Annotated in this window: 16 protein-coding genes and 1 pseudogene; 11 read left to right on the top strand and 6 right to left on the bottom strand. The window is 60.6% G+C overall.

Features of this window, described 5'->3' with window-relative positions; translation table 11 throughout:
• Positions 1-44 precede the first annotated feature (44 nt).
• Positions 45-1,091: a class I SAM-dependent methyltransferase gene (locus ACRESJ_RS18715; RefSeq protein ID WP_431759209.1), complete on the bottom strand. Its 1,047-nt coding sequence runs from the start codon at positions 1,089-1,091 to the stop codon at positions 45-47.
• A 470-nt stretch (positions 1,092-1,561) separates the two neighbouring features.
• Here ACRESJ_RS18715 and ACRESJ_RS18710 point away from each other — a divergent pair.
• The 4 genes and pseudogenes from ACRESJ_RS18710 to ACRESJ_RS18695 all read left to right on the top strand — a co-directional run.
• A pseudogene (locus ACRESJ_RS18710) lies at positions 1,562-2,302 on the top strand (acetamidase/formamidase family protein); the annotation flags it as partial.
• Between the two features lie 143 nt (positions 2,303-2,445).
• Positions 2,446-3,297, top strand: coding sequence for an HvfB family MNIO-type RiPP peptide maturase (locus ACRESJ_RS18705; protein ID WP_431759208.1), 852 nt, complete (start codon positions 2,446-2,448; stop codon positions 3,295-3,297).
• A gap of 13 nt (positions 3,298-3,310) precedes the next feature.
• On the top strand, positions 3,311-4,033 hold the full coding sequence (locus ACRESJ_RS18700) for an HvfC family RiPP maturation protein (protein ID WP_431759211.1): 723 nt from the start codon (positions 3,311-3,313) through the stop codon (positions 4,031-4,033).
• Positions 4,034-4,223: 190 nt separating this feature from the next.
• Positions 4,224-5,849 (top strand): methyl-accepting chemotaxis protein, encoded by a 1,626-nt coding sequence (locus ACRESJ_RS18695; protein ID WP_431759207.1) that lies wholly within the window; start codon positions 4,224-4,226, stop codon positions 5,847-5,849.
• 51 nt (positions 5,850-5,900) lie between these two features.
• Here ACRESJ_RS18695 and ACRESJ_RS18690 read toward each other — a convergent pair whose 3' ends face one another.
• Together ACRESJ_RS18690 and ACRESJ_RS18685 are read right to left on the bottom strand one after the other, a co-directional pair.
• Positions 5,901-7,220 (bottom strand): ATP-binding protein, encoded by a 1,320-nt coding sequence (locus ACRESJ_RS18690; protein ID WP_431759206.1) that lies wholly within the window; start codon positions 7,218-7,220, stop codon positions 5,901-5,903.
• Positions 7,217-7,957, bottom strand: a complete 741-nt coding sequence (locus ACRESJ_RS18685) for a response regulator (protein WP_431759205.1) — start codon at positions 7,955-7,957, stop codon at positions 7,217-7,219. Before ACRESJ_RS18685 ends, ACRESJ_RS18690 begins: the two co-directional genes overlap by 4 nt.
• A 304-nt stretch (positions 7,958-8,261) precedes the next feature.
• Here ACRESJ_RS18685 and ACRESJ_RS18680 point away from each other — a divergent pair, with 304 nt between their 5' ends.
• The 3 genes from ACRESJ_RS18680 (at position 8,262) to ACRESJ_RS18670 (ending at position 10,190) form a co-directional block, all read left to right on the top strand.
• Positions 8,262-8,525 (top strand): DUF2790 domain-containing protein, encoded by a 264-nt coding sequence (locus ACRESJ_RS18680; RefSeq protein WP_431759204.1) that lies wholly within the window; start codon positions 8,262-8,264, stop codon positions 8,523-8,525.
• A gap of 49 nt (positions 8,526-8,574) precedes the next feature.
• On the top strand, positions 8,575-8,829 hold the full coding sequence (locus ACRESJ_RS18675) for a hypothetical protein (protein ID WP_431759203.1): 255 nt from the start codon (positions 8,575-8,577) through the stop codon (positions 8,827-8,829).
• A gap of 158 nt (positions 8,830-8,987) precedes the next feature.
• A complete protein-coding gene (locus tag ACRESJ_RS18670) occupies positions 8,988-10,190 on the top strand; it encodes a cytochrome c biogenesis protein DipZ (protein ID WP_431759202.1) in 1,203 nt (400 codons plus the stop codon).
• Positions 10,191-10,283: 93 nt separating this feature from the next.
• Here ACRESJ_RS18670 and ACRESJ_RS18665 read toward each other — a convergent pair whose 3' ends face one another.
• Positions 10,284-11,249 (bottom strand): AraC family transcriptional regulator, encoded by a 966-nt coding sequence (locus tag ACRESJ_RS18665; RefSeq protein WP_431759201.1) that lies wholly within the window; start codon positions 11,247-11,249, stop codon positions 10,284-10,286.
• A 188-nt stretch (positions 11,250-11,437) separates the two neighbouring features.
• Between ACRESJ_RS18665 and ACRESJ_RS18660 the strand changes: the two genes are divergently transcribed.
• Positions 11,438-11,707 (top strand): DUF4242 domain-containing protein, encoded by a 270-nt coding sequence (locus tag ACRESJ_RS18660; protein WP_431759200.1) that lies wholly within the window; start codon positions 11,438-11,440, stop codon positions 11,705-11,707.
• A 46-nt stretch (positions 11,708-11,753) separates the two neighbouring features.
• Positions 11,754-12,566: a class I SAM-dependent methyltransferase gene (locus ACRESJ_RS18655; protein ID WP_431759199.1), complete on the top strand. Its 813-nt coding sequence runs from the start codon at positions 11,754-11,756 to the stop codon at positions 12,564-12,566.
• Between the two features lie 133 nt (positions 12,567-12,699).
• On the opposite strand, the gene ACRESJ_RS18650 is transcribed toward ACRESJ_RS18655, so the two are convergent.
• Positions 12,700-13,086, bottom strand: a complete 387-nt coding sequence (locus ACRESJ_RS18650) for a DUF488 domain-containing protein (RefSeq protein WP_431759198.1) — start codon at positions 13,084-13,086, stop codon at positions 12,700-12,702.
• A gap of 4 nt (positions 13,087-13,090) precedes the next feature.
• The gene (gene pcsA, locus ACRESJ_RS18645) at positions 13,091-13,813 is read right to left on the bottom strand and encodes a phosphatidylcholine synthase (RefSeq protein ID WP_431759210.1); all 723 of its coding nucleotides are present in this window, start codon (positions 13,811-13,813) and stop codon (positions 13,091-13,093) included.
• Between the two features lie 1,431 nt (positions 13,814-15,244).
• On the opposite strand from pcsA, the gene ACRESJ_RS18640 reads away from it, so the two are divergent.
• Positions 15,245-15,985, top strand: coding sequence for a tellurite resistance TerB family protein (locus ACRESJ_RS18640; protein ID WP_431759197.1), 741 nt, complete (start codon positions 15,245-15,247; stop codon positions 15,983-15,985).
• A 127-nt stretch (positions 15,986-16,112) separates the two neighbouring features.
• Positions 16,113-18,701 (top strand): DNA ligase D, encoded by a 2,589-nt coding sequence (gene ligD / locus ACRESJ_RS18635; protein WP_431759196.1) that lies wholly within the window; start codon positions 16,113-16,115, stop codon positions 18,699-18,701.
• Positions 18,702-18,787 lie beyond the last annotated feature (86 nt).

Below are 18,787 nucleotides of genomic sequence, written 5' to 3'. Positions count from 1 at the left end.
CAAAAGATCGCAGCCTGCGGCAGCTCCTACAGGGAATATCAGCGCTACTTGCGTGCTTCAAGAATCAGGTTGAACGGCGTTTCCGTTGCCCGGCGGAAACTCGAAAACCCGGCCTCGGTGAACACCTTGCGCAACCGCGCCTCGCCAGCCTGGGCGCCGAGGCCCAAACCGACCTCCTGGGACAGCGAATTGGGCGTACAGATAAAGGTCGAGGCGGCGTAGAACAACCGGCCGACCGGGTTGATGTTGTCGTCCAGCGAATCATTGGCGAAGGGTTCCACCAGCAGCACGCTCCCGTCCGGCTTCAACGACTCGTAGGCATGTTTGGCTGCGCCCACCGGATCGCCCATGTCGTGCAGGCAGTCGAAGTAGCAGACCAGGTCGTAGTCATTGCCGGGGTAGCTTTTCGCCGTGCCCTGGAAGAACCGCGCCCGTGCGGACACGCCACCTTCTTCGGCGCGCTGGGTGGCGACAGTGACCGAGGGTGCGTGGTAGTCGAAACCTGCGAACCGCGAGTTTGGATAGGCCTGGGCCATGATCACCGTGGACGCGCCATGGCCGCAGCCGATGTCCGCCACTTTGGCGCCTTCCTCCAGTTTGCCAACCACGCCTTCAAGGGAAGGCAGCCATTCGGCGATCAGGTGCGCCTTGTAGCCGGGCCTGAAGAAGCGCTCGGTGCCGCTGAACATGCATGGATGGTGATCGCCCCAGGGCAGGGCGCCATCGCCGCGCATGGCCTTGACCAACTTGTCCTTGTCATGGAAAAACGACGCGACCACACCAATGCCCCCTGCGATGTAGACCGGGGAATCCTCGATGGCCAGGGCCAGGGCTTGTTCTTCAGGCAGGCGGAACTGGCCGCTGCTGTGTTCCATGTAACCTGAGGCGGCGTGGGCGCTGAGCCATTCGCGCACCAGGCGGGCGTTGCAGCCGGTCTTGCCGGCGAGTGTTTCGGGGCTGATCGGCTGGCTGTCGGCCATGGCCTTATACAGGCCAAGCTCTTCGCCGAGGATGACATTGGCGAGCATCGCCGCACCGCCCATGTCATTGACCAATTTGCCCATGAAGTCATTGAGTTTGGCCTCGTCCATCACGTGCGCTCCTTATGCAGGATCACGGTCCAGCGGCGGTGTTCGTCGTGGGCGGTGGTCGTGGAATGAACAGGACGGGAAGCGTGTCCTGGGTACATTAAGTTTAGTTCCCGGGTTGTACGCAGCTTGTCTGAAGCGATGAATGCCTCTTTGTTGATACTGAACCCTGTGGGAGTGGGCTTGCTCGCGATTGCAATGTACCCACTGATGAAGGTGGTGACTGACACACCCTCATCGCGGGCAAGCCCGCTCCCACAGGGTTCAGAGGTGTCCGTGTATCGCAATGTATCTAATCGGCCCCCCGATACAGTCCTGCGTTGAACTGTGCAGGCTGTTTGAGCCTTCCCAGGCTGCCCCAGCCGGCGGCCGTTCGCTCCTGATTCCAAAGGGGGCCACAATGACTACGCCTGAACCCAATTTCAACGCCACACCAGTCGATCGCCTGCGAGTGGACAACTACACCCATGGCATCATCGGCCCGAGCCGACATGCCCGGTGTCGCCGCGCACATGCGCCCGTTCCTCGGCAACATCGGCACCCTGCCGTCCCGGGATATGCCCGATTCGCACAACTGCGCCGATTTCGGCCAGTACCTGATCAACGCCCCGCACCGTTTTGGCATGACCCGCGAAGAGCTGCACGCGGCCAAGACCGACGGCCACATGGACACCAATTCGATCCGCGAAGGCTGCGTATTGATTTGCCCCGTGAAAGTGCCGGGCGCGGGGGTGTACATGGGCGATATGCACGCTCAGCAGGGCAACGGCGAGATCGCCGGGCACGCCACTGACTGCTCCGGGGAAACCGAGGTGCAGGTGCAGGTGGTGAAGAACCTGACACTCGAAGGACCGATCCTCCTGCAAAACCTCGATGACTTACCGCCAATGGCACGCCCGATGAGCGCCGAACAGCAGGCCAAAGTTCGTGAACTGGGCGCACGCTGGGGCCAGCACGAGATTGAGCAGAGCGGCCCGATCACCTTCATCGGCAGTGGTGAAAACCTTAACCTGGCGGTGGAGAACGGCTTGCAGCGTGCGGCATCCGTCACCGGCCTGCCGTATGACGAAGTGCTCAATCGCGCCACCATCACCGGTTCCATCGACATCAGTCGCTTGCCCGGCACCGTGCGCGTGACGTTCCTGTGCCCGATGAATGTGCTCGACCGCATGGGCATCGGCCAACTGGTGCGCGAGAAGTACGACCTGGCGTAAGAACGGTCGGCAGGTCTGTACCAGAGTGTGTACAGACCTGCCGGTGATACAAGTCCTGCCGTTTTCTGTCAGCACGCAACAAAGACCCGATACATCGCTTCGGTTAACTGTGCCTACGTTCTGACAACCTTGAGATCGATATCATGCAAACCCCCATCACCTCCAAGGCCAGCGCCGGGCTCGGCTTGCGTCGCGGTTTAATGAAGGATCTTCTGGCTGCCCCGGCCGGTCATTTCGACTTTTTGGAAGTCGCTCCGGAAAACTGGATCGGCATCGGTGGCGCCCATGGCGCGGCGCTGCGGGAGCTGGCCGAGCGTTATCCGTTGTCCTGTCACGGGTTGTCCCTGTCATTGGGCGGACCGTCGCCGCTGGATGTCGGCTTTCTGGAAGAGGTGCGGGTCTTTCTCGATCAACACAACGTGCCGCTGTACAGCGAGCACCTGAGCTACTGCAGCGATGACGGTCACCTGTACGACCTGTTGCCGTTGCCCTTTACCGAAGAGGCGGTGCATCACGTCGCCGCGCGTATCCGTCAGGCCCAGGACATTCTCGGCCGTCGCCTGGCGGTAGAAAACGTCTCCTACTACGCCGCGCCGCAGCAGGACATGGACGAGGTGACGTTCACCAACGCCGTGCTGCGCGAAGCCGATTGCGACTTGTTGCTGGACGTCAACAACGTTTACGTCAACTCGATCAACCACGGCTTCTATCCGCGTTCCTTTCTGGCTGGCATTGATGCAAACCGGGTCGTGGCCATGCACATCGCCGGGCACTTCGATGAGTCGGACACCTTGAAAATCGACACCCATGGCGCCTCGGTGAAACCTGCGGTGTGGTCGTTGCTCAGCGAGGCTTATGCCCGGTTCGGCGCACAACCGACCTTGCTGGAACGGGATTTCAACTTTCCTGCCTTTTGCGAACTGGTCGTCGAATTGCAGACCATTCGCCGCTTGCAGACTCAGGAGGTGGGCCGTGGCCATTCGTTCGCTGCATGAACAGCAACGCAACATGGGCCTGTACCTGCGCGATCCCGAGCATTGCGCGCCGCCACCGGAGATGGACCCCAAGCGCGCCCAGGTGTATCGCGACCTGGTGTTCGCCAACCTGTCGACCTTGATCAGCGGCACCTTTCCGGTGTTGGTGCAGATGCTCGGCGACCAGCGCTGGCGCACACTGGTGCGGATTTTCCTGCGCGACTACCGCGCCCATACGCCGAAATTCGGTGAGATCGCCGAGGAGTTTGTCGAGTTTCTCGCCTCTGAACCCGCTGCCTTGGAAGACGGCCCATGGCCGCCGTTCATGGTTGAACTGGCGCACTACGAATGGGTGGAAATGGCCCTGCAACAATCCGAAGCCGAGCCGTTGACGCCCGGGGATGCCGATTCGTTGCTGGAGCGCCCGTTGCAGGTTTCTCCACTGGCCTGGCCGCTGGCTTACGCCTGGCCGGTGCATTTGGTCGGGCCGGATTACCAGCCAGAGGTTGCGCCGGAACATCCTACGTTGCTGTTGGTACGTCGAGCCGAGGACTGGAGCGTGAGGTTTTCCACATTGACGCCGCTGGCCTGGCGGTTGTTGCAGCGCGTTGAAGAGTTCCCCGCGTTGAGCGGGCAGGCGCAGTTGCTGGGGTTGGCGGGGGAGGTGGGGAGTAGTGGTTCTGTGGAGTTCATGGCGAGTGGCGCGGCGTTGTTGCGGCAGTTGCAGGGGGAAGGGGTGATTGGTGTAGCGACCTGATCGAACACAGCTCACTTGCACCTCCCATTGATCGTTCCCACGCTCCGCGTGGGAACGATCTGTATTTATTTGCTCAATCCCCGCAATAAACCTCAAGCCTGGCCGATACAGCTAACAGGCGCGCGCCAATGCCCGCCTGCTGTGATTACGCAAGGATGCTCGTTGCCACTATCCCTCCGAGAGTCATCCTATGTCTTTGCGTAACCTGAGTATCGCGCCTCGAGCTTTCCTGGGTTTTGCCTTCATTGCCCTGCTGGTCGTCGTGTTGGGGGTATTTGCCGTGAATCGCATGGGCATCATGCGTCAGGCCTCTCTGGACATGGAAACCAACCAACTGCCCAGTGTCGGTTTTCTCGGCAACATGACGGAAAACGTATTGCGTCTGCGGATTTTGTCGTTCCGGGTATTGGTCAATCGTGATCCGGCAGCGTTGCAGGAAGCGCAGACGCGTATCGGTGTGTTGGTCGACAAGCTGCGCAGCGCCCAAGCCAGTTATGCCGCATTGCCGGCCCAGCCCGAAGAGGCGGCGCTGTACAAGACGTTCACGGCCACCCTGGACGGCTACATGCAAGCCCAGGAGCAGATGCTGGCGTTGTCGCAGCAGAACAAATTCGATGAAATGCGCGCGCTGATCAATACGCGGATCAAGGATGGCACCGATCAGATGGGTGAGCAGCTCAACAAGCTGGTGGCACTCAATACGGCCTATGCCAAAACTGCCTCGGCCAAAGCGGGCGAGAACTACAGCAGTGCCATTTTTGGCATTGTGGTCGTCGCGGTGATGGCGGCGCTGATGACCATTGTGTTGGCCTGGCTGCTGACCCGCAGCATCGTCACGCCGCTGAACCGTGCATTGCAGGCGGCGCAAACCATTGCTGATGGCAACTTGAGCAAAGTCATCGAGGTCGATGGCCAGGATGAGCCGGGGCGCCTGCTCGGCGCTTTGTCGACCATGCAGGCCAGTCTGCGCAAAACCATCGAACAGATCGCCGGTTCCGCCACGCAACTGGGGGCCGCCGCTGAAGAACTCAGCGCGGTGACTCAAGACGCCTCCCGTGGCCTGCAACAACAGAACAACGAAATCGAACAGGCGGCGACCGCGGTCAACGAAATGACCGCCGCCGTCGAAGAAGTGGCACGCAATGCGGTATCGACCTCCGAAGCGTCGAACCAGTCGACCCAGGCCGCCCGTGAAGGTCGCGACCGCGTGGTGCAAACCGTCGATGCTATCCAGACCATGACCCGCGACGTGCACACCACCTCCTTGATGGTCGAAGGCCTCGCCGCCCAGGGACGCGACATCGGCAAGGTGCTGGACGTGATTCGCGCCATCGCCGAGCAGACCAACTTGCTGGCGCTCAACGCTGCCATCGAAGCCGCACGTGCCGGTGAAGCCGGGCGCGGTTTTGCCGTGGTCGCGGATGAAGTTCGGGCGCTGGCACATCGCACGGCGCAGTCGACCCAGGAAATCGAGAAGATGGTCGCCGGTATCCAGAACGGTACCGGCGAAGCCGTGGCGTCGATGCAGCAAAGCAATCAGCGCACCCACAGCACCCTGGAAATGGCGCGTGCCGCCGGTGTCGCACTGGAGCAGATCACACAGTCGATCCACTTGATCAATGAGCGCAACCTGGTCATTGCCAGCGCGTCGGAAGAACAGGCTCAAGTGTCCCGCGAAGTCGACCGCAACCTGGTGAACATTCGTGATCTGGCAACCCAGTCCGCCGCAGGTGCCGACCAGACCAGCGCCGCTTCCCACGAACTGTCACGCCTGGCGGTGAATTTGAACGCGCTGGTGGCGCGGTTTGTCATTTAACGTTAAGCCTGTGGGCCGCGGTTGCGGTTTGACCGACCAGAACCCGGCCCTTCAAGCCGAGCGGGCGGGCAACTTCAGCTCGGCACACAAACCGCCGCCTTCACGATTGCTCAACGTCAACGAACCCCCAATCGCCAACGCCAGTTGCTGCGCGATCGCCAGGCCAAGGCCGGTGCCGCCGGTGCTGCGGTTGCGTGAGTTTTCCACGCGGTAGAACGGCTGCATCACTTGGGCCAGTTCCTCTTCGGCGATACCCGGGCCACGGTCCATGACTTTCACCGACACGCTGCCGTCGGATTTCTTTTCGACCAGCAATTCGGCGGCACTGGCGAACTTGAGGGCATTGTCCGTCAGGTTCACCAGCACCCGGCGCAAGGCATGGGGACGGGTGTCGATGACGGTGGTGCTCTTGCCGGATAACTGAACCTCCTTGCCCATGTCCTGATAGTCGAACACCAGGCTGTCGAGGAACGAATCCAGATCGGTGCGACGGCTTTCTTCGGTGGCACCGTGGACGCTACGGGCATAGGCCACACCTTCGCGCACCAGGTGTTCCATCTCGCCGAGGTCATTCCACAGTTTGTCTTTCTCCACGCAATCGTCCATGAACTCGGCGCGCAGTTTCATCCGGGTGATCGGCGTCTGCAGGTCGTGGGAGATCGCTGCCAGCAGTTGCATGCGTTCTTTGAGATAGGCCGCGATGCGCGCCTGCATGGCGTTGAAGGCCTTGGCGGCATGGGCGACTTCGGTGGGGCCTTTTTCGTCCAGCAGGACCGGGTGAGTGTTGGGGTCGAGGGTGTCCACGGCTTCGACAAGACGGGTCAGGGGGCGCACAGCGATGCGCACGGCCAGCCAGGTGCAGGCGATCATCAGCGCTAGTTGACCGATGAGCACGAAGGGCAGCCAGGGCGACAACGGCATCATCGCCGGCCGCACGTCGATGGTCAGCGGGCTGCCATCGGTGAGTTTGAGGTGCACCTGAAAGTGTTTTCTTGACCCCGGAATTTCACTGAAGGTCATCGGGTAGTTCTTGCCGAGGGCGTCCATGATCGAGGCCATGGCAATGGGCGCATTGGGCATGTCCATGCCCATCGGCGTGCCGCTTTCGCCCGCATTCAACAGATACCCGTAGTTGTTGCGCTGCAACTGGGGCAGCCAGCTCGCGCGCTCCTCGGCCGGCAGGCGGTCGAGGATGGCAATGGAGGTCGAGATGTCGGTTTCCAGGTTGCCCAGCATGGTGTTTTTCGCGCTTTCGTAGCGCTCGTAGTATTGCGCGCCGAAGGACAATGCCTGGGCGAGGATCAGGCAGATCAGGAAAATCAACGACAGACGAGAGGCCAGGGTGCGAGGCCAGCGCAGCGAAAGGTTCATGCTGGCGCCCCGACGATTTCCACTGGCAGGGAAAACACATAGCCCTCGCTGCGCACGGTCTTGATGTAGGCCGGTTCGCGGGCATCGTCCAGCAGGCGCTGGCGCAGACGGCTCACCAACAGGTCGATGGAGCGATCGAACAGATCGGCGTCGCGGCCCTGGGTCAGGTTGAGCAACTGGTCGCGATTGAGCACCCGTTGCGGATGATCGAGGAACACCCGCAGCAAACGGTATTCGGCACCGCTGAGGGCAACCATGGTGCCGTCTTCGTCGAGCAGGTGACGGGCCGAAGTGTCCAGCTTCCAGCGACCAAAGGCCAACATCCGACTGGCTTCGGTCACCACCAGGTTCGGTGGCAGCATGCGCGTGCGGCGCAGTACGGCATTGATTCGTGCCAACAGTTCCCGGGCGGCGAAGGGCTTGACCAGATAGTCATCGGCGCCCATTTCCAGGCCAATGATGCGGTCGGTTTCATCGTTGCGGGCAGTGAGCATCAATACCGGTGTCGCCTTGTGTTTACCCGAGCGCAGCTCGCGGCAGAGCATCAAGCCATCGTCGCCCGGCATCATGATGTCCAGCACGATCAGGTCCACCGGTGTCGATTCGAGGAAGGTGCGCATCTGCCGCCCATCCGCCACGACGGTGGTGCGCAAGCCGTTCTTCTTCAGGTAGTTGCCCACCAGTTCGCGGATCTCGCGGTCATCGTCAACGATGAGGATGTGATCGACGTGTTCCATGGGGACTGACCTCTATGAAGGGGGATGTCGCACAGTCTATCGAGCCTTGGCCCGCTCGCCCGCAGGGGTTTGTATTGCAGTGTATCCGGCTTGTCGGTGGATACACACGGACGCAAAAACGCCAGTTTTCCGGGCTTTTGTATCGCTCTGTATCCCGCCCCGGTTCTGATACGTACCGATTTACACGCGCCTTTTCCCGACACATACGGGATACCTCGCGAGTTTTAAATAGGTTCCATCGAGACCAGCCCAACTGCCTCGGCCCAACTCACGATTGACCTGTTTAAACCTTGAGGAAACCGCCATGAATACTAAAGCCATCTACGCCGCTTGCCTGTTTGCCGCCCTTAACATCTGCACCTTGTCGGCCCGTGCAGAAGCCGATGTCAGCGCTAAAACCTACACCTACGGCACGCATCTGGATATCAAGAAAGTGGTGTCGCTCAAAGAGGGCACTGCTCCTTCCTGCGGGGTGGTTGATGCGCAGCTGACTTACCTGGATTCCCAAAGCAAAACCCAGGTTCTGGACTACAGCAAGATTTCCGACAACTGCATCTCGGACAACTGAGTCCTGCGATCACCAAGTGCTCATCCCATTTGATACGAGGAACACAATCATGAACAACGTCAGCCGATTCTTGACCGCCATTGCCTTCTCCGTCGCCGGTGCCGCGGCCCACGCCAACGCCGCTGTCGAGCAGAACGCCTGCGGCAGCAGCACCTGCTTTCAACTGACGCCGGAGATGAAGAAAGGCGGCGATGCCTTCCTCGCCGAGGACGGCTACAACCGCACGCTACAGGGGCAGGTTGTTGCTGAAAACGGTGTCAGCCATACGCCGCAGGGCAAATGGCTGGATAGCCAGACGGCTTGACTCGGATCTGCAAACACCACCAAACCCCTGTGGGAGCGAGCCTGCTCGCGATGGCGGTGGATCAGTCAGTTTGATGTCGACTGACACTCCGCCATCGCGAGCAGGCTCGCTCCCACAATGGGAAGTGTGTTGCCCATTAATTTGTATCAGGTGATCCCATGTTCCTCATCGCTTTCCTGGGCGGCATTTTGACCGTCCTCAGCCCTTGCATCCTGCCGGTCGTGCCGTTCCTGTTCGCCGGGGCCGATCGCAAGCGCTCCTCGATCCTGCTCACCCTTGGCGGTATGGCCCTGACATTTGCCCTGATCTCCAGCCTGGCGGTGGTCAGCAGCGAGTGGGTGATACAAGCCAGCAACGCCGGTCGCTATGTCGCGCTGGTCGTGATGGTGCTGTTTGCCTTGTCTTTGATTTCCGCCCGGGTCGGTGACTGGCTGGCGCGTCCGTTTGTGTCGCTGGGCAATCGCCTCGACCCGAACGGCCGCAAAGTCTCCGGTCCCCTGGGTTCACTGATGATCGGCGTCGCCACCGGTCTGCTCTGGGCGCCGTGTGCCGGGCCGATCCTGGGCGTCATCCTGACCGGCGCCATGTTGCAGGGCGCGAACGCCGGGACCAGCCTCTTGCTGGTGGCTTATGGGGCGGGCAGTGCGTTGTCCCTGGGCGTGCTGATCTTTGCCGGTCGCGGCCTGGTCAATCGCCTCAAACCCTCGATTCCGGTGACGGGCTGGCTGCGTCGCGGCGCCGGAGTAGCGGTGCTGGCCGGTGCGGCGGTGATTTCCACCGGTGCCGACAATGTGCTGCTGGCCAACACCTCGTCGCAAGGTGTCAGCAGCGTCGAGAAAGGCGTGCTGGAAACCGTGCCAAAAGTGGTCGATTACTTCGTCAGCAAGGCCAAGGCCGAGTCCACGCACGCCATGCCGTCTCTGTCCGGTGCCGTGGAATGGATCAACTCGCCGGCGCTGACCAACGAATCGCTCAAAGGCAAAGTGGTGCTGGTGGACTTCTGGACCTTCGACTGCATCAACTGCAAGCACACCCTGCCGTACGTCAAGGACTGGGCGAAGAAGTACCAGAAGGACGGCCTGGTGGTGATTGGCGTGCACACCCCTGAATACGGGTTTGAGCGCATCATCGACAACGTCAGGGACAAGGTGAAGGAGTACGGCATCACCTACCCGGTGGCGATCGACAATAACTACGCGATCTGGCGCAACTTCGACAACCAGTACTGGCCAGCGCACTACCTGATCGACGCCAAGGGCCAGGTACGCTTCACCCACTTCGGAGAAGGTCGCTACGATGACCAGGAGAAGATGATCCAGCAGCTGCTGGAAGAGGCCAAGGCCACTGCGCCGAACGCGTGAACCACGACCCTTTGTAGGCGCTGCCGCAGGCTGCGATCTTTTGACCTTTAAGATCGCAGCCTGCGGCAGCTCCTACAGTTCGTGTGGGGAGGCTTAGTGTATGGGCGTCGCATGGTTGCGCCGCCACGCTGCCGGCGGCGCACCGTATTCGCGTCGAAATGCTCGACTGAAGGCGGTATCCGTCTGGTAACCGACTTCTTCGGCGATGCGTATCAGGGAGCTGTTGCTGCTGCGTAACAGGTTGGCGGCCAGCATCATTCGCCATTGCGTCAGGTACTGCATCGGCGAAATACCCACCAGTTGTTGAAAGCGCTCGGCCAATACCGATCGGGAGGTGCCAGCGGTGCGTGCCAGTTCATCCAGGGTCCAGGGATGGCAGGGCGTTTTGTGCAAGGCGTTGAGGGCGGCGCCGACGATTCGGTCGCCCACACCCGCCAGCCAGCCGGTACGGCCCTTGCCGTGTTCGTGCATGTACAGGCGCAGGACTTCAATGAACAACACCTCGGCCAGTTTCGCCAGCACGCCTTCGCCGCCGGGCCGTGGCGAGCGGGCTTCGGCCAGGGCATAACGTACGGACGATTCCAGCCAGATGCCGGCATTCGAACCGCGTACATTGACCCGCACTACCGGCGGCAATCCCGTCAGCAACATGCCGGCCAAGCGTGTATCGCAAGCCATGTAACCGCACACCAGCCGGGTGACTGCGCCTGCGCCGCCATATCTCAGTTGCTGTGGCCGGCGCGCCAGGATTTTATCCAGCCGCCCGCCGGTGACGGGGGGCAATCCCGGCTGGGACGTCATGCGATGTCCATCGCCCTGGGGGAAAAGCACGACGTCACCAGCGGTCAGCAGCAGGGGCGGATCGTCGCCGAGTTCGACGTAACACTCGCCTTCGGTGATCAGGTGAAAGATCACCACCTGCTCGGCGTTCGGCTCCAGAAAAGGTGCGGCGGTGTCGGCCCTCGGCGACTGGTAACACCAGGGTGCGGTGAACCTGGCGTTGATGAAAATAGCGCCGGCCAGGCGAACGACGCGTAGGGTCTGTGACAGGGCATCCATAGTGACTTCCCGCTCAGGCATTCTGGGACAAGAGCCTGATTGTGAGCCTGTCCAGGCCAGGCATGAAATCTCCGGACGATCGGACAAGGCTGGGCGACGATCGGGCAGGACGCCAGCATCTGCTGGCGCGATAGTGGGCACACAGGGTCTGCCGATCCTGTGATCAATAACAAGAATGAGAGGTTGCCATGCCGAAGTTCGTCATAGAGCGCGAGATTCCAGGTGCTGGAACACTGTCTGAAAGGGATTTGAAAGCCGCTTCGCAAAAGTCCTGCAGGACGCTGCGCGAGTTGCCCGAAGTGCAATGGCTTCAGAGTTATGTCACCGGTGACAAGCTCTACTGCGTGTACATCTCGCCGAGCGAAGAACAGATCAAGGAGCATGCCAGGCTGAGCGGTTTCCCGGCCAATCGCATTTCCCAGGTCATGAACATCATCGATCCCACCACGGCGGAATAAGCGTCGGCGCGTAGCTGATCCGTGTTCCAACCCAGAGATTGTCTCCATGAGTACACCCATTGATCTTACTGCCCTGAAAAACCGTCAAATGGCCGCTTGGGCCAGTGGCGACTACGCCGTGATTGGCACCACCTTGCAGATTGTCGGCGAACAACTGGCCGAAGCCTGCGACTTGCTGTGCGATGAGCAAGTGCTCGATGTAGCGGCCGGCAACGGCAACGCGACACTGGCCGCTGCACGTCGTGGTTGCCTCGTCACCTCCACCGATTACGTCGCCGCACTGCTTGAACGCGGCGAGGATCGGGCCAGGGCAGAGCACCTCACCGTGACCTTTCAGGCCGCCGATGCCGAAGCGCTGCCCTTCGATGACGCCAGCTTCGATGCCGTCCTCTCGACCTTCGGCGTGATGTTTACCCCGGACCAGGCCAAAGCGGCCTCGGAGCTGGCGCGGGTTTGTCGGCCGGGAGGCCGGATCGGTCTGGCCAACTGGACGCCGGAGGGCTTCGTCGGCCAGATGTTCAAAACCCTCGGTCGGCACATGCCACCTCCGCCCGGCGCGCAACCGCCGTCGCAGTGGGGCACCGAAGCGTGGTTGCACACGCATTTCGACGAACGCAACTTCCTGATTCAGGTGACGCGCAAGACCTTCAACTTCCGCTATCGCAGCGCCGCGCATTTCATCGACACCTTCCGTAGCTGGTACGGCCCGGTACACAAGGCGTTCGCCGCGTTGCCAGCGGATGGTGCCAAGGCGCTGGAAAATGACATGACCGAACTGCTCAACCGTTCGAACCGGGCGGGAGAGAAGTCTCTGGTGGTGCCCAGTGAATACCTGGAGGTGGTGATCACACGGCGTTGAGTGGATAACGCTTTACCCCTGTGGGAGCTAGCCTGCTAGCGATGACGGCGGCACATTCGACATCTGCTTTGAATGTGAAGGCCCTATCGCTAGCAGGCTAGCTCCCACAGGGTATATGTGGCGTTCAGAGGGTCTAAATAACCTGCGCGCCCCGCGCTTGCAGCAACTCACGCAACACCGACCGGTGACAGTGCGCCTCTTCCTCGCAATAGCAGCCTACAGCCAGATGGGTGTGATGGGAGAGGGCCGCCAGCAAGTCGAGCAACTGGCTGGGCGCGGGATGGTTCATTTCGGCCTTGAACTTGCGTTTGAACGTGTTCCAGGCCTTGTCGTCTTCAGCGTTCTGGGCTTCGTGCACCAGTTCGGGGCTGGGTGACAACAGCGGCTGCCACACGTCATAGAAGTCCCGCTTGGCAAACTCGGCTTTAGGCACGCCACGGGGCGGGCGGCGCACGGTGCCCAGGCGCAGGCCTTCATCGGGTTGTCGCGGCGAGCCCAGGCGCACGATGTGGATAGGCATAGCGCTATTTGAACCGCGATCTGTCGAACCACTCCAGCGCCGTGCGCCAGAAGCAGATCCCCAGAAAGTACGCCGACATCAGCAGCCACAGGCCCATCACCAGCGGGTTGATCACCGGATGATTAATCACCAGCGACAAACTGCACAGCAACCAGATCGCCGTCACGGCAATGTTGATCGGCATGAAGCGGCGGACACGGAACGGGTGCAAAAATTTCATCCGGGTCAGCGTCAGCAGGGCCAGCCCGATCACGGTCAAAAAGGTGATCCATGGCGAGGGAGCGATGATGTACAGGCACAGGGCAACCACGTTCCATGCGGCGGGGAAGCCTTGGAAGTAGTTGTCTTTGCTTTTCATGTTGACGTTACAGAAGCAGAACAGTGACGAGACCAGTATCAGCGACACCGTCAGCAGCAGCGTGTAGTCCGGCAGCGGAATGTAGCGATAGATGAACAGGGCCGGAATGAAGACATAGGTCAGGTAGTCGATCACCAGGTCGAGGATCGAACCATCGAAGCTAGGCAGCACCGACTGCACATTGACCTTGCGCGCCAGCGCACCGTCCAGACCGTCGACGATCAGGGCCACGCCCAGCCACAGCAGGCAATTGGTCGGTTGGTTATCGAGCAAGGCGAGGGTCGCCAGAAAGGCGGTGACCACGCCAGTGGCGGTGAAACCATGGGCGCCCCATGCTTTGAGCCTGGCTATGTGTAGGGTCGATATCACGGGGGCATTCTCCAGAAGGTGAAGCAAGCCAGTCATCGCCTTCATCGAGAGGGCGGCGGCAAACCGGGTCGGGTTGCAGGTATCGACCGGGTATCCGGGAATAAGGTTCACCACGTATCAATCTTAGCCAAGCCATGAAAAAAGGCTTGGGATAAATCTGTCGGCGTCGGTCATTCCTCTGTAGGAGCAGGGCTTGCCCGCGAAGGCGGCCTTAAAGCCGACCTGACTCTTGCGGATGTACTCAATCCAATTGTGGGAGCTGGCTTGCTAGCGATGGCGGCCTCATAGCCGACCGAGTTGTTGATTGAGTACATATCCATTGCTGCGGTAATGGCCACTTATGGTTTCGCCCTTACGGCGAGTCACTTTTTTTACAAACGCCTAAAAAAAGTAACCAAAAAAACGCTCGCCCCTTTCGTACGGCCCACTCGCTAAAGCTCGGGGTTCCTTCGCTCCGGCATCCATCCGGGGGCATCGCCCTCCGGTTGGCTTCGCTGGCACCTACATGCGATGAGTTCGACTGCGTCGAACGGCGCTGCGCACCAATCCCCGGATGAATACCTCGACTCAGCCTGCCGATGGGGCGGGTGGATCAAGATCAAAAGCGGCAGGCGAGCTGACACTCGGCCTGTTGAGTGGTGAGAAGCAATGGGGGGCGCATCAACTGTAGGAGCCGGCTTGCCAGCGATAGCGTCCTCACTACCGCCATCGCCAGCAAGCCGGCTCCTACGGATTTGTGTCGTATCCAACCATCCAAATGCACACTCAAAACCTGTGGGAGCTGGCTTGCCAGCGATGGCTGAGTGTCAGGCGACATTGATGTTGGATGTGACGGCCTCATCGCTGGCAAGCCAGCTCCCACAGTTGGTCGGTTGTGAGCATAGAATTTGTGCGCGACGAAGGTCCTGTAGGAGCTGGCTTGCCAGCGATGGGCGTGAACGATGACGCTGGCTGCCTGATTGAACGCGTTGCCTGGACGTTTTTCGCGGGCAAGCCCGCTCCTACAGTAAAAGCCGGTTTTGGCTTTTGCTTTTGCTTTGGTTTTTGATCTACCTGCCCCTTCGGCAGGCTGAGTGGAGGTATTCATCCGGGGATTGGCGCGCAGCGCCGTTCGACGCAGTCGGACTCATCGCATGTAGGTGCCAGCGAAGCCAACCGGAGGGCGATGCCCCCGGATGGATGCCGTAGCGAAGGAACCCCGAGCCCCAGCGAGGGGCCGTACGCCGGGGCAAAGCCTTTTGCTTACTTTTTGGCGTTTGAAAAAGTGAGTCGCTGTAAGAGCGAAACCGCCAGCGGCCGTTACCGAAGAAACGGATATGTACACGATCGATCGTCATAACAGAAACGAACGTCAGCCCAACGGTGGTGGCACATTCACCCCCCAGGTCTATCGTTGCCAGACGGATCAATCCCTTCGATGAGGACGTCGTCATGAACACCAGCGATTTGCTCGAACAATTACTGCGGGCCGGCCAGGGCTCGATGTCGCAACAGGGCGGTGGGGCGCCTGCGCAAGATGGCCAGGGTGACTTGGGCGGTTTGCTCGGTGGGCTGTTGGGCGGTGGTAGCGCCAGCAGTACCGGAGCCGGTGGAATGGGCGGATTGGGCGGTTTGCTCGGCGGCCTGTTGGCTGGGGGTGGCCCTTGGGGCGGTGCACCGCAGTCGCGTTCCGGTGGCGGCACCAACTATGCGGCGCTGGCTTCGCTGGGGATGATGGCATTCCAGGCTTATCAAAGCTGGCAACGAAGCCAGGCTACGCAGTCGCAACAAGCACCCCAACAGGCGATGCGCACAGTGGACATGTTGGCAGGCCCGGAGATCGAAGAGCACAGCCATGCAATCCTTCGAGCCCTGATCGCGGCAGCCAAGGCCGATGGCCGGTTTGATGACGCTGAAAAACAGCTGATCAACGCTGAAATCGCCCGTCACACCGACGACCCGCAGTTACAACAATGGCTTGACGATGAAGTCGCAAAACCGCTGGACCCAGCTGATGTGGCCCAGTCGGCAACCGATGCGGCGATGGCCGCGGAAATGTACCTGGCCAGCGTGATGCTGGTGGACGATCAGCAGGATGCCGAGCGCAATTATCTGGATGAACTGGCGGCAGCGTTAGGCATCGATCCGGACTTGCAGGTGCACCTGGAACAGCAGGCCAAGGGAGGTGCCTGACTGATCGTTCCCTGGCCCGTTTGTCCGAGCGTATTCAACGCCAATGGAATTTTATTCCCACAGGCTCGCTCTGCTGAGTGAAGGGACATGCTGATTTAGCTGCCCTGCAGCACTCGGCAGGTGAGCCATGAACAAAAACCTGGAAGACTACAATCGCATGCGCGATTTTTCGGCGACCTCGGAACCGGCCGCCGTCAAATCCACGGGCAAAAAAAACGCCAATGACCATGCCCTGCAGTTCTGCATTCAGAAGCACGACGCCTCGCGGCTGCATTACGACTTCCGCCTGGAACTCGATGGAGCGCTCAAGAGCTGGGCGGTGCCCAAGGGGCCGTCGCTCGACCCCAGCGTCAAGCGCTTGGCCGTGCACGTTGAAGATCATCCGCTGGACTACGCCACCTTCGAGGGCAGCATTCCCGTTGGGCACTACGGCGCCGGTGATGTGATTGTCTGGGACCGGGGCGTGTGGATTCCCCAAGAGGACCCGGCAAAGGCTTACGCCAAGGGTCGCCTCAAGTTCGAACTGCAAGGCGAAAAGCTTGAAGGCCTATGGAACCTGGTACGCACGCACATGCCGGGCAAGCAGGAGCAGTGGTTCCTGATCAAGCATCAGGACGGTGCGGCTCGGCCTGCCAGTGATTACGACGTGGTGGCCGCCGAACCCGACAGCGTGCTCAGCGAGCGTACCATCGTCGGCAGGGCGCCCAAGGCTGCCAAACCCATAGCAGTCAAGAAACCCGCAGCTGCAACGCGCAAACCTGCGTCAGCGCAACTCGCGGGCGCCCACAAGGCCAAACTGCCTGATGTAATAAAGCCGGAACTGGCGACGCTGGTGGAAAAAGCCCCGGAAGGTGAGTGGAGCTATGAGGTCAAGTTCGACGGCTACCGGATCATGGCGCGCATTGACCATGACGAGGTCAAGCTCTTCACCCGCAACGGCCACGACTGGACGCACAAGCTGCCGGGGCAGGCCAAGGCATTGGCCAGCCTGGGACTTGAATCGGCCTGGCTCGATGGCGAAATGGTGGTGGCTGACGAACGCGGGGTGCCGGATTTCCAGGCGCTGCAGAATGCCTTCGATGCCGGTCGCAGCGGCAACATCCTTTACTACCTGTTTGATCTGCTCTACCTCAATGGCGTCGACCTGCGCGAAGTGCCTGTCGAGGAACGGCGCGCCGCGTTGGCAACCGTGCTCAAGGCCAACAATGATGATCCCTTGCTGCGCTTCTCCAACGCATTCGGTGAAGACCCGCAAGCCTTGCTCAACAGCGCCTGCCAGATGCGCATGGAAGGCCTGATCGGCAAACGGCTGGGATCGCCGTACGTGTCCCGACGCAGCAGCGACTGGGTCAAGCTCAAGTGCAAGCACCGACAGGAGTTCGTCATTGTCGGCTTCACCGACCCCAAAGGCTCGCGCAGCGCATTCGGCGCTTTGCTGTTGGGGCTGCATGACCGCGACAGCGGCAAGTTGCGTTTTGCCGGCAAGGTCGGCACCGGGTTTACCGAGGCGACGCTGAGCAAGATCCATGAACAACTCAAGCCCTTGCAGGTGAAGAAAACCGCGCTGGCCAATCCCCCCGGCGAGGCCGAGTTCAAGGGAGTGCATTGGCTCAAACCCAGTTTGCTGGCGCAAGTGGCTTTTGCGGAAATGACCAAGGACGGTTCGGTGCGGCACGCGGTGTTCCATGGCCTGCGTGACGACAAGCCCGCCAAGGCGATCACTGAGGAGCGACCCATCGACATGAAGACCGCCACCGCAAAAAAGCCGGCAGCCAAGCCGTCCGCTGCAAAAAAGAAAGCCGAAGCTGCGCCGTCGCAGGTCGGCCTTGAGCAGGGCAAGGTCCGGATCACTCATCCCGACCGGGTCATTGACGCCACGAGCGGCACCACCAAAATGCAATTGGCGCAGTATTACGCCAGCGTTGCCGAGTGGATTCTGCCCGAACTCAAGGACCGCCCGGTGGCGCTGGTCCGCGCGCCGGACGGCATTGCTGGTGAACTGTTCTTCCAGAAGAACGCCGAGCGTTTGGCGATCCCGGGGATCACCACGTTGGACAAGGACATCACCGGCCAGCCGATCATGATCATTAACAGCGCTGAAGCACTGATCGGCGCGGTGCAGATGAGCACCGTGGAGCTGCACACCTGGAACGCCACCCGCGACAAACTCGACAAGCCCGACCGCTTTGTCCTCGACCTTGACCCGGACCCTGCATTGCCCTGGAAGCGTATGGTCGAGGCGACTCAGCTAACCCTGTCGGTGCTGGATGAGCTGGGGCTCAAGGCCTTTCTCAAGACCAGTGGCGGCAAGGGTATTCACCTGGTCGTGCCGTTGACCCGCAAACTCGGATGGGATGAGGTCAAGGACTTCAGCCACGCGATCGTCAGCCACATGGCCAACCTGTTGCCGGAGCGCTTTTCGGCGGTGTCGGGGCCGAAGAACCGGGTCGGGCGCATCTTCATCGATTACCTGCGCAACGGCCTGGGCGCAACGACCATTTGCGCCTACGCCGCACGTACCCGCGAAGGGTTGCCGGTGTCGGTACCGATCTTTCGTGAGGAAATCGAAGCGCTCAAGGGCGGCAATGAATGGAACATTCACAATGTCCACGAGCGCCTGCAAGAGGTGGGGGATGAGCCTTGGGCGGATTTGAAGAAGACCCGGCAGACGATTACTGCCGAGATGCGGCGGCGGGTCGGAATGAAAAAGACCTGATTGTGTGTAGGCGCTGCCGCAGGCTGCGATCTTTTGATTTTTGAAGAGCAAGATCAAAAGATCGCAACCTGCGGCAGCTCCTACAC

It is taken from the genome of Pseudomonas sp., from assembly GCF_050739655.1.
Lineage (GTDB): Bacteria > Pseudomonadota > Gammaproteobacteria > Pseudomonadales > Pseudomonadaceae > Aquipseudomonas.
The sequence above is the reverse complement of the archived record's forward strand: the minus strand, read 5'-3'. Positions and strand labels throughout refer to the sequence as shown.

What these genes read in the sequence shown, in the direction of transcription:
- ACRESJ_RS18715 (WP_431759209.1), bottom strand. Translation starts at nt 1,091, where the DNA reads ATGGACGAGGCCAAACTCAATGACTTCATGGGCAAATTGGTCAATGAC.
- ACRESJ_RS18705 (WP_431759208.1), top strand. Translation starts at nt 2,446, where the DNA reads ATGCAAACCCCCATCACCTCCAAGGCCAGCGCCGGGCTCGGCTTGCGT.
- ACRESJ_RS18700 (WP_431759211.1), top strand. Translation starts at nt 3,311, where the DNA reads ATGGGCCTGTACCTGCGCGATCCCGAGCATTGCGCGCCGCCACCGGAG.
- ACRESJ_RS18695 (WP_431759207.1), top strand. Translation starts at nt 4,224, where the DNA reads ATGTCTTTGCGTAACCTGAGTATCGCGCCTCGAGCTTTCCTGGGTTTT.
- ACRESJ_RS18690 (WP_431759206.1), bottom strand. Translation starts at nt 7,220, where the DNA reads ATGAACCTTTCGCTGCGCTGGCCTCGCACCCTGGCCTCTCGTCTGTCG.
- ACRESJ_RS18685 (WP_431759205.1), bottom strand. Translation starts at nt 7,957, where the DNA reads ATGGAACACGTCGATCACATCCTCATCGTTGACGATGACCGCGAGATC.
- ACRESJ_RS18680 (WP_431759204.1), top strand. Translation starts at nt 8,262, where the DNA reads ATGAATACTAAAGCCATCTACGCCGCTTGCCTGTTTGCCGCCCTTAAC.
- ACRESJ_RS18675 (WP_431759203.1), top strand. Translation starts at nt 8,575, where the DNA reads ATGAACAACGTCAGCCGATTCTTGACCGCCATTGCCTTCTCCGTCGCC.
- ACRESJ_RS18670 (WP_431759202.1), top strand. Translation starts at nt 8,988, where the DNA reads ATGTTCCTCATCGCTTTCCTGGGCGGCATTTTGACCGTCCTCAGCCCT.
- ACRESJ_RS18665 (WP_431759201.1), bottom strand. Translation starts at nt 11,249, where the DNA reads ATGGATGCCCTGTCACAGACCCTACGCGTCGTTCGCCTGGCCGGCGCT.
- ACRESJ_RS18660 (WP_431759200.1), top strand. Translation starts at nt 11,438, where the DNA reads ATGCCGAAGTTCGTCATAGAGCGCGAGATTCCAGGTGCTGGAACACTG.
- ACRESJ_RS18655 (WP_431759199.1), top strand. Translation starts at nt 11,754, where the DNA reads ATGAGTACACCCATTGATCTTACTGCCCTGAAAAACCGTCAAATGGCC.
- ACRESJ_RS18650 (WP_431759198.1), bottom strand. Translation starts at nt 13,086, where the DNA reads ATGCCTATCCACATCGTGCGCCTGGGCTCGCCGCGACAACCCGATGAA.
- ACRESJ_RS18640 (WP_431759197.1), top strand. Translation starts at nt 15,245, where the DNA reads ATGAACACCAGCGATTTGCTCGAACAATTACTGCGGGCCGGCCAGGGC.
- ligD (WP_431759196.1), top strand. Translation starts at nt 16,113, where the DNA reads ATGAACAAAAACCTGGAAGACTACAATCGCATGCGCGATTTTTCGGCG.